The sequence below is a fragment of the Arthrospiribacter ruber genome, from assembly GCF_019343195.1.
GTDB lineage: Bacteria > Bacteroidota > Bacteroidia > Cytophagales > Cyclobacteriaceae > Arthrospiribacter > Arthrospiribacter ruber.
Genome location: NZ_RPHB01000010.1, coordinates 108570 through 124524, shown reverse-complemented (window position 1 = coordinate 124524; position 15955 = coordinate 108570). Strand labels below are relative to the sequence as shown.

The window sequence follows — 15955 nt, the reverse complement described above, 5'->3', positions numbered from 1 at the left end:
GATAGATACGATCAGGCAATTTGTCTTCTCTCTTGCCAGGTTTCCTCAAAACTGATATCGATGACAAAACAGATGCTGATTTCCAGTCCAAATGTCATAGAAGCAACGCACTCTGTTCTGTTGCCTGATCTGGAAACTCCCCCCGCAGCTTCTATATAAATGGTAACAGACACCATTCCCATGGCAAGACTAATCCTTCCTTTGAAGAGGATCACAGCCAATAGCTGAAACTTCTTGCTGGCAATATATAAATCGGCTCCTACCAGATAGGTCACACTGACATTCCCAATAACCGGAAGCCCTACCGTAATATTGGCTCCAAACCCGAACTTCATTCTGACATTTGGTCCTTCCTTGGTATCGCAGGCCAGCTTCAGATCCACTTTCCCTACGGCGTAGATGGTAGCCGCGCTGACAGTAGCACACATCACCTGCAGTCCACCCTTAAATTGTAAAAATGCACCAGCCGTAGGAATCAATTGATTGGCATCAGAGGTGACTTTCATGGCTGCATTGAAGAAGAATCCCAAACCTAAAGAGGCTTCAAGACGGAGCGGTGTATTGGGATCATTGTACAAATCACCTGGAGGAAACTGTATGGTCGGGATTTCCTGGGAGGCTTCAAATTTATACTCCCACACTTCCCCGGTATTACCCATCGCTATTTTCAGACCCTTTCTCATAATGTCTGCATAATCCCCATTGCCTAGTGAAGCCAATATCTGAAGTATTTCGACCACTGTTTCCAGCTCTGGTGAAAGTTCCAATTCAGGTACAGAGATACCATTTGAACCTGTTCCTCCACCGGACAAGTCCCCTTCATAACCCGGCACTTTCCCCTTATACGCATCAAAGTTACCTTTAATGCTCATCAACCTTTTGAAGTCTCCCAAATCCACCACCATAGCAACATCCTTGACCCGGCTTTTCCAGGAATCTGCTGCATTTTGCGAGAAAGAATTGATGTCAAAATCCAACTTGGAGTTTTGCTGTGAGCCATTACTTGGAGTGATTTTGTAATCCATATAGATCCGCAAAACATTCGGCATGTTCACCAGCTCGACTTCATTGGAGGTGGGCATTTGGAACGAAACTGCCTGCCCAATAGTCGGATTTCTTGAACCCGTAAGCAGCTTGAAGCCCTGCTCGATCACAGCCTGTCCAGCCTTGACTGGATTGATATCCAGCAGCTCCATGACTTTGATGTTATTGTCATGAAAATCAACTTCATTGAATGCAGGGTGGGCTAATTCTGTTCCATTGACATCAAAAACCTTGTACAAAGGAACCGCAGACCCAAAACTGTTGCTAGCATCTCCAATATTAGGAAAAATGGTGTTGTCCCTCATCAGTCTGTAAGCATCTGCAAACAAGGGCGGTGTTTTGCTCAATAATTTTTTGGAATTTCTAGCAAAAGAAGGGGTCAGAAACAGCGCCTTTTGCGTGGCGGTAGATTGCAGAAATCCGAAATTCATTGTTTCAGGTTGTGGGCTTCTTACTATCTCACTTGGATTGGCCAAGCGGATCAAGACTTTTTGAACCACTTCAGGATCAATCACCTTATTGGGTATCCATTTACCCGTCCTGATTACAGGAATGGCTTCATGGCTTGGTAAAGGAAATACATCTCCTGAACCCCTTTCGTGACAGACCAATGTCCAGCTGCCATCCTTGGGAAGGAAAACAGAACCTTTGGGCGCAATTACAAAGACAGGTGAACCGGAATCATCCTTTGCATGGGTAAAATCAACCCTGCTCACCCTCATCTGTTGATCACTTCTGTTGAGGTCAATGGTACAATCTACATCCGCACCTATCACGCCCCCTTGTAGCTCAAGGAGATTTACAAACTTCTCAGGAGTGAGGGGAACTCCCGCAGGTGCCAATTGGATATAGCCCAGAATCTTCTTGGAGGGTACCCTGCCATTCTGGTGTCCTTGCACCACATTTTCTACTTCAATGTCCGCATCAAACCAAACCGCCACACACTTCACATCTTCGCTTTTCGGAGCTGTCAATTTTACCTTCTCCCCAAAAATATTGATATAATCAGCATCATTTGGGTACTCATTGGTATCACTAAACTCCGGCAAAGTGGGATCTTCTTTGATATTTTTGACATTGAATAAGCCTGAGATGATTCCGGGATGGAGTTCGTATGGACTTGACTCAGTTTTTAGCACTTCATTCTCGGTATAATTGTAACCAAAATCAAACAAGCCGTCGGACTCAGGCTGCCATCCACTATCTGTCCGGAATACGAAACCATTGCCTCCTCTGAAAATAGTAATGGTACGTACTACCCGTATACCCCAAGGGTAAATAAGGCTTTTGACCTGAATGACTTCATGGGCCGTCCGGCCAAGCATGATCTGAAACTTGGCCTGTGAAGTTTGCGCAATAGCTGCAGAAGGGCTTTCCCATTCACTGAATGTACTGGCTCCGTACCCGGTAAAGTCCATCCTGGTAAGAGGAACGCCCCTTCCTGTCACAGAATTCGGTTCTTTTTGATTGACAAAAAATTCATTGTTGAAAATGTAAGTCACGCTATGTCCTAAAGTACTCGTGCCCGTCGGGCTTCCTGATCCATTCAATACATTTGCCAACTGTACAGTAGCTCCGGCAAACATGTTGTTATCCGGCAGCTGGACTATGCCTTCAGATTCAGCATACTTTTTACCATGATTTCCCGCAATTGTGGCCAGATGAATTCCTCCTTGAAGGTTTTCGGGAAAAACAGGTCTGACATTTAAAAAAGAAGGTTTGATTTCTTCCTTTGTATTGGTAAAGCTCAACAGGGAAAATGCCTTCAATCCAAAAGGAAGTGTGAAATAAAACTCCAGCCTTGTCCTGTCTTTTTTAGAGAAATGCTCCAGCAAAAAATTACTCAAAGGTATGGGAGCCAGAGGCACAGGGAAAGGACGGTTGTTGAATATCCGTGTGGGACCACCATCATTTGGATAATAATTGAATCCTCCCTGAGGGTCACCCGGCATGGTGATTTTATTACCGTGCTCATCTTCTACTTCATCTGGTGGACTGAGGTTATAAAGTGGCTCCCAAGCGACCTGAGGCAAGGTGAAAATTCTTGCCATGGTAGCAGGAAGCTGCACTTGCATACCTTCAATAATCAATCCTGAATGATTGACTGCTTCAATATTGTAATTCCCATCTCCATCTGCCTGCGCCAGCCCTGTTGTCTCCCTTTGCCTGTCAAAATCTATTCTGCTGAAAATTCCTGTTCCAACGGAAATCCCCAATTGATTGGCATTGCTACTGACATCAAGGAGTGCAAAATAATCCAACAACTTTTGTCCAAACATACCCTCATATTGGCCTTCAAAGTCGGGCAGTGAACTTACAAGCCTGTTGTCGGGCTTTATGTCCTTTCGGTTTGCAGCAGAAACAACAGGCCTAGAGGTATTTGCAAATGGATTTCCTGCTAACGATGCTGAAGGATTGTTCTCAGATCTTGCAACAGCAGGCGTTAATCCCTGCAAAGCATTGGCATGGTGGAAACTCACGCTCAACTCATCTAAGTCTCCATCGGTAGGTTTTTGTACTATCTGGCATACCAGCCAATTCTGAATTCCATCAATGCCTCCCTGGATATTGGCCCTTGTTTCCCTTCTCCATCGATAGTTGACCAAATAAGGATCGGGCAGTGTCGGCATATAGCCAAAAAGCCCAAATTGTAAAAAAGTGTGACTCTCTACAATTTTGTCCCAACCGGCATTGATTTCACCGAAGATGATACAGGCATTCGCTGGAGAAACTGAAAAAAGACCGTTTTCCAAAGCTATTGCCCTGGTTTTAAAAACTGGAGTCCGTCGCCTGATATCATTGTTGTCCCAGATAATATTGCCATCATAAAAATAAAAAGCATTTTTCTCCTGGGTAGCTGCCGTTATGAAAATGGAATTCTTTGTTTTGACTTCAAAAGCATGCCCGTCCACCTGCACCGGCCTGTCCAACTGTACATCGGCATTGACCTCGGTCATGGTCAATTCGACACCTTCAGCCAAAACATAATAAAGAAAAGGACATGCTCTCTGGAAATCCAAATGAATACTTGTCCCATGAGGATTGATACTGTCTTTATAATGGAGAATATCCTGATAAGTACCAAACCAATCTGACTGGGTATCTGTGATGGAGATTCTTCCTGGGTCCAGCAAAAACATTGGGGATATGAGCTTCCCATCATTTCCTTCTTGACCCTTACAATTCGCTTTTAACCCTTCCTTGGTCAAAATGGCCAATCCCCCAGATCCAGCCGCCTGTAGGGGAGCATTGATATCCAACATTGCAGCTGGCACAGCCCACCAAGAAGCTTCCAGTTCGGCAGACCCCATCAATGACACATAAGGACTTTTTGGGCTTTGTATTTCCAAAGTATCCTTGTCACAGCGCAGGGGAATCATCAACCTATTGGTTTTTTCATGAAAAAACAGGCTGGCAGATGTATGCCTCCTAAATTTCAGTTCCTCTCCATACAATGTGCAGGCACTCTCAGAAATAAGACTGATTTTGGCCTTCCCAGAACCTGTAAATTCAAAATCAAATTTGTCAGGCAAGCCTAAAACCAAGTCTCTGGCATCTTGCCCCAACTCCCCATTGCCTTGTATGGAAGATTCATTTGACTGTAGCCCTAAGGACACTGTCACCTTAGATGAATTTGAAATTACCAGTCTGTTGTTGACTACTGTGGGCTTAGCACTTAATTTGACCAGCCCATCTTTGACCGCCAATCCAATATACCTTTGTGCTGGGATACCATTTCCCATTAGATCCGCTCTTATCCAAACTGATCCTTCAACCAAACTGTATTCCTCTCTGGCCATATCAGCAAGACTGTTTCCCAGCATGGCCAGTCTATTGGATCTCCAGGTACCTGTAAAAAGTAAGACGGGCTGATTATTCCCCTGCTGGTACAAAGTCACCATTTTCTCTACCCTGTAAACATCTACAAAAATCTGCCTCCCGTCTATATGAGGAAGCGGTCCATAAGTGACCTCGGGCCTGGAACCCGCTGCCCACTCCGGCACACTATTGGGAACCTGAGTACTTCTGACTGGTACTTCCCTTAAAAAAACCCGTGTATCTGTTGTAACTTCCCGACTAGACACTTCCCTTACCGCTTGGATGACGGAGTCTATCTTTTGTTCGTCAATTTGATTTTTCTGAAATAAATCCAATCTGTCTATGACAAAGGATTGATTTCTGATTTGGCTGACATCCTGTCTTGATAGGGCAGAAATGGTTGTAGGCAAAGCAGCCTCCCAATCCTCTCTTTGCTTTTTGGTAAATGTCTGAAGTTGTCCAAACAAGGAGGACAGAACTTCCTGGATTTGCTGCATTTTTTCCATGTGATAAAAGATTTAATGTTAAAAATCAGCCTGCAGCTTTCCTTATCCTGCCAAAAAAATTATGCCCTCAACTTAAAAATTCTTCTTCCACCGCATAAGTACAAAACTAAAAAGCAGCAACAACTTATTGAAAGTTAGGTTTTTAATTAAATATTCGCAATGAAAAATTAATTTATTTATAAAAATAATACAATTAAAAATGTAATCATAAAACTAAACCCCGCAGATCTATTGAGCAAGCTTTAAGTTTTGGAAATGCTTAAAATTCGTGATGATGACAAAATTTTCAGAAACCCTTTTTTATTGCCTCGAGAGGAATTCCAGTATATGCATATCCGCAATTATACAACTAACCAATTTAAATAAAGGCCTTTTAAATCCGATACTAATAGATATTGGATATTCATTGATATTGGCTATAAATCACAGGTTTGTTCCATTATTTAGGCTCTACTTGTAAGTAAGCGGATAATCATATCCCAGTATCTACAAACCTTATTTATTCCACTCCTCAGAAGATTTATAGGGTCATCCAAAAGCCGCTTGAAAAAAGATGAATAAAAAGTAATATTGGGCAAATTCGTAAACCCGAATCATGACTTTAAGAATACTTATCTTTTTTTTGACAATTTACTTTACTTGTGTAAATGGTCACAGTCAGACTCTGACCGTGCTGGATATGGACAATAAATCCCCTTTGGAATTTACAGCCATTTCCCAATCCAAAAATAATCTGATAGTATTTACAGACGAATCTGGCAAAGCCAACATCAGCTCCTTTGTAAGATCAGATAAAGTTGAAATCCGCCTATATGGCTATAAGCCCAAGGTAAGGACCTTCAAAGAACTTGAAGATAAAGGTTACACCGTATTTTTGGAATCCACTACCATAGCATTGGAGCAAACTGTAGTATCTGCTACGAAGTGGAGCCAATCCCGTCAGGAAATTCCTGCCAGGATCACTTCAATCACCAAGGAAGAACGTGAGTTGCTCAATCCGCAAACGGCTGCGGATTTATTGGGAATTTCAGGAGAAGTATTTATCCAAAAAAGCCAACAAGGCGGAGGAAGTCCTATGATCCGTGGATTTTCTACAAACAGGCTTCTCTATACCGTAGACGGGGTTAGGATGAATACAGCCATTTTCAGAAGTGGAAATTTGCACAATGTGATTTCTCTGGATCCTTTTGCGACTGAGAGTACGGAGGTCTTTTTTGGACCTGGATCCATTATCTATGGAAGTGATGCCATTGGAGCGGTCATGAGTTTCCAGACTTTACAACCTGAATTCTCCAAAGATGACAACCTGTTGCTTAAAGGCAGTGCTACGCTTCGAACAAGTACAGCTAACAGTGAAAGAACCGGACATGTACACCTCAAATATGGTGGAAAAAAATGGGCGGCTGTAAGTAGTATTAGCAGAAATGATTATGGAGACCTTAGAATGGGAAGCCGGGGGCCGGAAATTTTTCTCCGGCCGACTTTTGTGGTAAGAGAGGGAGATCAGGATGTAGTCATAGAAAATCCTGACCCAAGAAACCAGGCCCCAACCAGCTATGATCAATACAACATCATGCAAAAAATCCGCTTTTCTCCTAATAGAAAATGGGATTTTCATTATGGTTTCCACTATTCTGCCAGCTCTGAGTTTGACCGATATGACAGACTGACCAGAGTGCGCCCAAATGGACTTCCGGCTTCAGGAGAGTGGAAATATGGCCCTCAAACCTGGATGATGAACCATTTCAAAATATCCCACACTGCGGATCAAGCAGGTATTTTTGATCAATTCACCTTAAGCTTGGCTTTGCAGAATTTTGGAGAAAGCCGTATAGACCGCAATTTCAACAATCCAAACAGAAGAACACGTGTGGAAGAAGTCGACGCCTACTCTGCCAACCTGGATTTCCTTAAAGAGCTTCCCAATGATGCCAAGGTATTTTACGGACTGGAGTATGTCTTAAATGATGTAAGGTCTACCGGTACTTCTGAAAACATCCTTACAGGCGCTACTAACACAGCGGCAGCCCGCTACCCTATGGCTACTTGGAATTCATATGCGGCCTATGGTACATACCAAAAGAAAATCAGTCCAAGTTCACTCTTGCAAGCAGGATTAAGGTATAGCAGGTTTGGAATAAGAGCTGATTTCAGCAATAACCAAGATTTTTACCCATTACCATTCGATCAAAGCCAGAACGAAGAAGGCGCCCTTACAGCAAGCACAGGTTGGGTCTTTACGCCTGATAATACATGGACTTTTCATTTGAATGCCTCTACAGGGTTCCGTGCACCAAATGTAGATGATATCGGTAAAGTATTTGACTCCGAACCTGGAACTGTCATGATACCCAATCCAAACTTGAAAGCAGAATATGCTTACAATTTGGAAGCCAATGCAGGAAAAGTAATCAATGAAAATATCATGGTAGATCTTACTGCCTATTATACTTTGTTGGAAAATGGCCTGGTGCGAAGGGAAGCCACACTCAATGGACAGGACAGTATTATATATGATGGTGAGCTAAGCAGGGTCCTTTCTCTGCAAAATGCGGCTTTTGTCAGAATACTTGGGCTACAGGCTGCCCTTGAAATCAAAATCGATGATCACTTTACATTTTCATCCAGACTAAATATCCAAAAAGGTACCGAGGAAATGGAGGATGGACAGCAAAGTCCTTCCAGACATGCACCTCCTACTTTTGGTGTGACAAGACTGGAATACAAAAGAGAAAAAATCAGGGCTCAATTATACAGCGAATATGCCGGAGGCTTTTCTTTCGAACAGTTGCCTCTGGAAGAAAGGGGTAAACCAGAACTTTACGCCATTGATGAAAACGGCAATCCAATAAGCCCCTCTTGGGCCACACTCAATCTAAAGGGTTTTTATCAATTGTTGCCAAATGTTTCTTTGAGCGTTGGCTTGGAAAATATTACCGATGTGAGGTACAGAACATACGGTTCGGGTATCGCAGCACCCGGTCGGAACTTTCTTGTGGCACTGACAGCTAGTTTTTGATAAATTTTTTCACCTATTTAGTTAAAAAATTCCAGTTCTAATATTTTGTATTCTTTGTAAGTCAGCTTAAAAAAAATGATATTTCCGAGCACTATGGTAGAACAATTAGAAGCTTGGGCAATTTCACTGGGTCCGGTCAGAGCAGCATTTTTTGCAACTGTCTTTACATGGTTGATGACTGCTCTGGGAGCAGCTCTGGTGTTTTTCTTCAAGACTATCCGCCGTTCTGTTTTTGATACCATGCTGGGATTTACCGGGGGAGTGATGATAGCCGCAAGCTTTTGGTCACTGTTGACCCCTGCCCTTGAGATGGCCGAGAAAATCCACCCTGGATACAACTGGGCGCCAGTAGCCATAGGCTTTTTGCTTGGAGGCTTCTTTATTTTTTTACTGGACAGACTCTTGCCCCATTTACACATCAATTTCAACAAAAGCGAATCCGAGGGAATCACTACCAATTGGCACAAGTCCACCTTGTTGGTTTTGGCCATTACTTTGCATAACATACCGGAAGGTTTGGCCATTGGCATGCTTTTCGGGTCTGCGGCTCTTGACATGGATGCCACTACCCTGACCGCAGCAATAGCGCTGACCATAGGAATTGGCATTCAAAATCTACCCGAAGGAATGGCAGTTTCCATGCCTTTGAGGAGACAGGGACTTGGAAGAGCCAAAAGCTTCTTCTATGGTCAATTGTCGGCTATGGTTGAACCTATTGCTGGGGTGATAGGAGCATTGGCCGTGATATATATGAATAATATTTTACCTTATGCTTTGGCCTTTTCGGCAGGAGCCATGATTTATGTAGTGGTAGAGGAAGTTATTCCCGAAACCCAGAGAGACAAATACACCGACTTGGCCGTATTGGGATTTATGCTGGGCTTCACGATCATGATGATTTTAGATGTAGCACTTTAAAGCTTTTTATAAAAAATGGAAATGCAGATTGTTTTCGGAACCCTGATTCTAGCGATTATCCTTTTTGCCTGGGGTAAGTTCAGGTATGACCTGGTTTCCGTTGTTTGCCTTTTGATTTTGGTTTTTGCCGGGATAGTTCCATCTGAAGAAGCCTTTTTGGGTTTTGCTCATCCCGCGGTCATCACAGTAGGGATGATTCTGGTGGTCAGCCATGGCCTGGCCCGATCCGGACTGATTGAAAGCATGGCCAAAATCCTCATTGAAAAGGAGCTGAGCTTCACCTTTCAACTTGCATTCCTATGCATACTAGTGTGTGTTGCCTCTGCTTTTATGAACAATGTGGGAGCCTTGGCTATGACTATGCCTCTTGCCGTCCATATCGCAAACAAGCATGGGCACAGTGCCTCATCCTATTTGATGCCCATTGCTTTTGCCTCTTTACTTGGGGGAATGACTACATTGATCGGAACGCCCCCCAACATCATTATTTCTACAATCAGAGCAGAGCAGGTCGGTGAAAAATTCAGGATGTTTGACTTTGCACCTGTAGGCGTAGGATTGGCACTATTAGGTCTGATTTTCATCATTTTGATAGGCTGGCGATTTGTACCAAAAAGAGCCCCAAAAGGAGATGATAAAAGTAGGTTCAATATAGACGATTACATCACAGAAGTAATCATCACGGAGGATTCCAAGCTCAAAGACCAACCCCACCGGGCTATCTATGAATTTACCAAAGGCAATATTCAGATCCTGAATATCATCCGAAACAATCAACTTACCTATGCCCCTGGCAGAAATTTTGTATTTCGGGAAAATGACATTATCAGCATTCAGGGAGACCCTGATGATTTGAAGGAGTTTATCAGTGAATCCAAAACAGGTCTAGTCGCCGAAGAAAAGGATAAGGAGAAGAAAGAAGAAGCCAAAAAGGATGAAGACATCATGTTGGTAGAAGCAGTAGTGATGGAAAACAGTCCCATCATCGGAAGGTCTGCTTCAGACATGTTGATGAGCTTCAGGTATGGAGTCAACTTACTGGCCATCTCAAGACAAAGCCAGAAAATCAGAAAGCGGATAGATCATGTCAAGTTTTTGGGGGGTGATGTAATTTTGGTGCAGGGAGAAAGCGACAAAATAGATGAAACCCTGGAAAGTATGGGGTGTCTGCCCTTGGCTGACAGAGGTTTGAATTTTGGAGAGCCTAAAAAAATCATTCTGGCATTGGGCATATTTCTTAGCTCTTTATTTCTCATTATTTCCGGATTGCTTGAAGTACAGGTGGGCTTTACTTTGGGAGCACTTTTGATGGTATTGTTTCGGGTGATTCCTGTAAGGGAAATTTACACAGCAGTGGACTGGCCTGTTATCATTTTGCTTGGCGCCCTGTTGCCTTTAGGTACTGCGCTGGAGCAGACTGGAGGAGCCAACCTGATTGCCGAAAAAATTCTACTATTGAAAGATAATTTTCCTGCTTGGGTCATCTTGACTGTGGTATTGGTAGTGACAATGTTTCTTTCGGACATTATCAACAATGCCGCTACTGTGGTTCTCATGGCTCCCATAGCTTTTAATGTGGCTGCCGGAATGGGCGTAGACGCCGATCCCTTCCTGATGGCGGTTGCCATAGGTGGCAGCTGTGCCTTTTTGACTCCAATAGGTCATCAGAGCAATGCCCTTGTAATGGGTCCTGGTGGATACAAATTTACCGACTATCTGAAAATGGGAGCCCCTTTGGAGTTGTTGATAATATTGATCGGAATTCCTTTAATCCTGTTCTTCTGGCCTTTGTAACCAAAAACTTATTGTTCTTCTTCTCCCAACATTGGATTGGGAATCAGTTCCTCTCTTCTCCTGAGTCCATACCCTTCCACAGCGTATTTTCTAATGTGGGCTTCCATTTCCTCAATGGAATCTGTAAGTAAAAACAACTCCAGGTCAGCCTTATTAATCGTGCCATAATCTGCCAAATGGCTGATGTAGGCATACAGATGCTCGTGAAAATCACTGCACATTAAGACTACAGGAAACCTTCTCATCACTTTGGTCTGGATAAGTGTGAGTGCTTCAAAAAACTCATCCAAAGTACCAAACCCCCCAGGCATTACCACGAAAGCATAGCTGTACTTGGATAGCAACACTTTTCTGACAAAGAAATATTTAAAATTCATCCACTTATCCAGATAGGGATTAGGGAACTGCTCAAAAGGCAAAATAATGTTGCAACCTACAGATTTACCACCAACATTTTTGGCACCACGATTGGCAGCTTCCATGATTCCAGGGCCTCCGCCGGTCATCACCGCAAAACCCATCTGACTTACCCGCTCTCCCACTTCCACTGCCAACTTATAAAATCTGTCTTTTTCTTCAAACCTCGCAGATCCAAAAACAGTCACACAAGGACCGATAAAATGTAGAATCCTAAAGCCCCTGATGAATTCCAAGGCTACTTTTATGACAAACTTCAGTTCCTTCCATCTGGTCTGCGGTCCTGCAAAAAACTCTTCTTCTTCCGGATTGACTAGCGGGGAAAATGATTTCGGCTGTTCTTTTAACATATTATAGTCATTATTTAATTTTTCAATTTATGGAAAGTAAATTTAAATTGTAAGCAAAAAGCATATACAAAATTGCTTTAACCCACCCAAAAACAAGAACAATCCAGACCCAAAGAGCCATGAAACGACGACAGTTCACAAAAATATCAAGCCTGATAGCAGTAGCCACCATCCTCCCATTCACCCCTACAATATCCCAACGCTCAGAAAAAGGCCTAAGGCTAGGAGGTCCAGTATTCCAAAAGTATTCAGATCCCGAAGAGTGGGTCAAAGCTATAATCAACCTGAATTATAAAGCTGCCTATTGTCCAGTGGATACAAGTGCAGATATAAATACCATTCGAGCTTATGAAAATGCTGCCAAGATTGCAGGGATTACAATAGGAGAAGTAGGTGCCTGGTCCAATCCAATCAGCCCGGACAAAGCCACTGCAGATGCTGCTTTTGAAAAGTGTGTTTCATCCCTTTCTCTGGCAGATGAAATTGGTGCCAATTGCTGTGTAAATATTGCAGGAAGCAACAATAGAGAGAACTGGGCCGGCCCTCACCCCGAAAATTTCTCGGATGAGACCTTCGAAAGAATTGTCATAACTACAAGGAAAATCATTGATGAAGTCAATCCCAAAAGAACCTTTTTTACCCTGGAAGCCATGCCTTGGATTTTCCCGGAAAACCCAGATGCTTACCTCAGATTGATTAAAGCCATAGGCAGAAAGGCTTTTGGGGTACATTTAGATCCGGTCAATATGGTAGTCAGCCCAGCGGTTTTCTATAAAAATGGCGATCTGATAAAGGAATGCTTTTCAAAATTGGGACCTTTCATCAAAAGCTGTCATGCCAAAGATCTTGTCTTAAAAGAGCGCACTTATATGCCTCAATTTGATGAAGTCATTCCCGGAAGAGGACAAATGGACTACAGGACATTCATGGGTGAAATTCTAAAATTGCCGCATATTCCCGTCATGATGGAGCACTTGGAAACCGCAGAGGAATACCTGGAAGGTGCCCAATATATTAGAAAAATTGCAGGTCAGGTTGGATTGAAAGCCTGAATGTATTTTTTTCCCACGAGCTAAAACATCAGTAAAACAAAACCCAACCGTCTACTTCAGTTTGCCTTTTGAAAGGATGCTGGGTATCTCCCAGTTTCTTTATTTTGTTTTTCTTGACCATTAAGACCGAATTCTTAGGGGAATTTTTGATTAACCAATCAGGTTCATCCAAAAGGTTGATAAGGTTTGATTTCCATTTTTCATCGGTTTCAAACTGGACTTCCCTGTTCAGACTTTCATCACCATCGTACAGAGAAATGATGTTTTTGTTTGTCAAAAACATCATAGATGGCATCCTTTTGTCATAAACCAAAATAGTCTCGGCATCAGGGAGCACTTCAGTGATATAGGCAGCTATTCGCTTTTGGTCATTCATCAGGCCTGGATTGCTGCCAAAGAAATAAGATGAAGATGCAGTGATCCCCATGACGAATAAATAAGCTGTAAGCACCGTTCTATCCACTACTTTCATGCTTGTTGCCCTTAATGCCAGCAATAGCGAAAGCGTAATGACAATGATAAAGTAAAACTTATAGCTCAACACTATTTCTGGATCGATCAAAGGACTCAACCCTAAACCAAACAGAAGCAGCAAATGAAACCCAAACTGAACCCAATCCCATTTCTTTTGCTTATCCTCATCCATCCCCAGCCAGATCTTGGCAGAAGCAAGCGCTATCCCCGGATAAACAGGAAGAATATACAATATGAGTTTTGATTTGCTGATGGAAAAGAAAATTAAAGGAATAATGATCCATGCCAGTAAAAACATCATCTGTTTATCCTTGGACACCCATATTTTTTTGACATTGGAAACAACTATCAGTACCCAAGGAAAAGCGGTCACTATCAAAAGAGCAGGATAAAACCAGGCCGGCTGGCTTCTGCTGAATGTATCCGTAGCGAATCTTTGAACAGTATGCTTGAAAACAAAATAATCCAAAAACTGAGGATCTTCCAAATACAGCAATACAAACCAACTCATTCCAGTAAGCAAAAAAATCAAAATCCCAATGACATGCAGACGCCATGGTCCTTGATTTGTCTTCATGTAAAACACACTGCAAAGCAATAAAATCAGGGGAACAATCAGTACAACAGGACCCTTGGTAAGAAATCCCAGACCAAGCATCAAATAATACAGGATCAAATTCGACGACTTATAATCCTGTAGGTACTTAAGCCAAAAAAGCACCGCAGCAAGAACAAAAACAGTCAAATACGCATCTGTGGTCAAAGCCCTCCCAGCTATGATAAAAGTGGGGAAAGCTGCAAAAATCATAGTACTGTAATATGCCTTTTTCTCGTCTTTGAAAAAAATCTTTCCGATTCTGAATACCAACACCAACATCAGCAATAAAGCTAGCTGAAGAAACTGCCTTGCTGACCAAGCTGACACGCCGAATATTTTGTAAGACACTGCTGTAATCCAGTAAGTCATCGGCGGCTTATGGTAATGATAAATCCCCATCAAGGTCGGATGCATATAGTCCCCTGACTCCACCATTTCTTTACCGATCTGAGCATACCTGGCTTCACTGCTTTCTGTCACACTCCAGTTATCCAAGTTGAAAAAGAGTACCAATGCAGTAAAAAGCAATAGTACAGGAAACCTGTAAGGTTTGAATTTCAGGAATAGGGACATTGATTTTTTGATACCAATTCTGTGATGAATGTAAAGGTTTCTCAAGTAGACCATCAGGCCAAATCCCTGCCCTATAAAAAGGACCGCGTCACTTCTCAAAACTGCATAACTGGCTACTAACAATGCTCCAACAGTACTGATATACCAAAAAGAAACCGGAAAAGCAGACTCTTTCAGTTTTTCAGAATGTAGCCATTGCACCACAAACCTTGAAGTAAAAATAAGTTGCCCTAGTGTGCCCCAAGTTAGCAAGACCCCTTCAATTTCAGGATTGTCTATCAGGCCGTTCCAATTATAATCAAGGCCAAACACCAAAAAAAGCAAGAGCAAAATTGGTAAACCAAAGGCAAATCCCCGCACGGCTACAGGCAAAAGATTCCACTCTCCTTTCAGCTGAAGATTACGGATATAGATAAGGTAACCTACCAATTGACCTCCGACAATGACAATGTCATTTCTAAAAAAACCATATACTATCAGTAGAAATGAGGCTATCAAACTCAGCTGCCAAAAAAGAGTAGGTGAGACTACTTTATTGGCTTTTTCGGACCTTACTAATTGTACCAAAAATCTAGCAGCAAACAAGCCTTGTGCAAAAAGCCCCAATGCCAATATCAACTCACTATTCATTGACAGAATTTGGGTCAAAAAGTTGAGACTCCTGAACTTGATACTTTATAATTCTTTTTTTCAGCCTATGCACCAATAATGTATCCAAGAAGGGTTGAACCATCCTATTGAAGGCATTGAACTTGGAGACTCCTTCCACCCTGGCGAAGTGTCTCACAGGGACTACCCTTACCCTACCCCCATAGATCTGTGTCAGTGCCGGAAAAAAACGGTGCACTCCATTGAAAAATGGAAGCCTGCCTGCAAATTCTCTATTGAAGATCTTTAGTGGACAGCCGGTATCTTTCATTCCGTCATTCAAGAAGCTATTCCTGAACCAATTGGCAAAACTGGAAGAAAATTTCTTCCCTAATCCATCCTTTCTGTCTTGCCTCTCTCCTGTCACCAGTTCATACTCATGCACAAAAGGCTCGAACAAAAGAAAATCCTCCGGACTGGTCTGAAGATCCGCATCCATGTAGCCTACCCAAGAGGTATCTGCATGGTCAAAGCCTGCTTTGATGGCCGCACTAAGCCCAGCGTTTTTCTTTAATGAAATGTATCCAAAATGCCTGTTCCCATGGCATACTTTCTTTATTAGGCTTAAGCTATTGTCCTTGGAACCGTCATTAACAAACAAACCTTTTACCCTGAAAGAAGATTTCCCCATGTACTCGGTCAAAGCCGCCTCGATTCGGAAAATATTTCCTTCTTCGTTGTAAACAGGTATAATAACAGTGATGGAATTCATTAAAAACTTTGGATTGAGGGACAAAGATATC

Annotated in this window: 8 protein-coding genes; 4 read left to right on the top strand and 4 right to left on the bottom strand. The window is 42.6% G+C overall.

Annotated features, from left to right (window positions below; translation table 11 throughout):
- Nucleotides 1-11 precede the first annotated feature (11 nt).
- Complete coding sequence (locus EGN73_RS19335; RefSeq protein WP_219293414.1) at nt 12-5369, bottom strand: hypothetical protein; 5358 nt, start codon at nt 5367-5369, stop codon at nt 12-14.
- Nucleotides 5370-5964: 595 nt separating this feature from the next.
- Between EGN73_RS19335 and EGN73_RS19330 the strand changes: the two genes are divergently transcribed.
- From EGN73_RS19330 to EGN73_RS19320, 3 genes are all read left to right on the top strand, one after another.
- Nucleotides 5965-8388, top strand: a complete 2424-nt coding sequence (locus EGN73_RS19330; RefSeq protein WP_219293412.1) for a TonB-dependent receptor — start codon at nt 5965-5967, stop codon at nt 8386-8388.
- A 75-nt stretch (nt 8389-8463) separates the two neighbouring features.
- Nucleotides 8464-9306: a ZIP family metal transporter gene (locus tag EGN73_RS19325; RefSeq protein WP_281422308.1), complete on the top strand. Its 843-nt coding sequence runs from the start codon at nt 8464-8466 to the stop codon at nt 9304-9306.
- A gap of 15 nt (nt 9307-9321) precedes the next feature.
- Nucleotides 9322-11100 carry an SLC13 family permease gene (locus EGN73_RS19320; RefSeq protein ID WP_219293410.1) on the top strand — a complete coding sequence of 593 codons (1779 nt, stop codon included), beginning with the start codon at nt 9322-9324 and terminating at the stop codon, nt 11098-11100.
- Nucleotides 11101-11108: 8 nt separating this feature from the next.
- On the opposite strand, the gene EGN73_RS19315 is transcribed toward EGN73_RS19320, so the two are convergent.
- Nucleotides 11109-11867 carry an LOG family protein gene (locus EGN73_RS19315; protein WP_219293408.1) on the bottom strand — a complete coding sequence of 253 codons (759 nt, stop codon included), beginning with the start codon at nt 11865-11867 and terminating at the stop codon, nt 11109-11111.
- A 119-nt stretch (nt 11868-11986) separates the two neighbouring features.
- Here EGN73_RS19315 and EGN73_RS19310 point away from each other — a divergent pair, with 119 nt between their 5' ends.
- On the top strand, nt 11987-12919 hold the full coding sequence (locus EGN73_RS19310) for a sugar phosphate isomerase/epimerase family protein (RefSeq protein WP_219293406.1): 933 nt from the start codon (nt 11987-11989) through the stop codon (nt 12917-12919).
- Between the two features lie 28 nt (nt 12920-12947).
- On the opposite strand, the gene EGN73_RS19305 is transcribed toward EGN73_RS19310, so the two are convergent.
- Together EGN73_RS19305 and EGN73_RS19300 are read right to left on the bottom strand one after the other, a co-directional pair.
- A complete protein-coding gene (locus EGN73_RS19305) occupies nt 12948-15194 on the bottom strand; it encodes a lipid-A-disaccharide synthase N-terminal domain-containing protein (RefSeq protein WP_219293404.1) in 2247 nt (748 codons plus the stop codon).
- The gene (locus EGN73_RS19300) at nt 15187-15924 is read right to left on the bottom strand and encodes a glycosyltransferase (RefSeq protein ID WP_219293402.1); all 738 of its coding nucleotides are present in this window, start codon (nt 15922-15924) and stop codon (nt 15187-15189) included. The genes EGN73_RS19305 and EGN73_RS19300 overlap by 8 nt, the downstream gene beginning before the upstream one ends.
- Between the last annotated feature and the right edge of the window lie 31 nt (nt 15925-15955).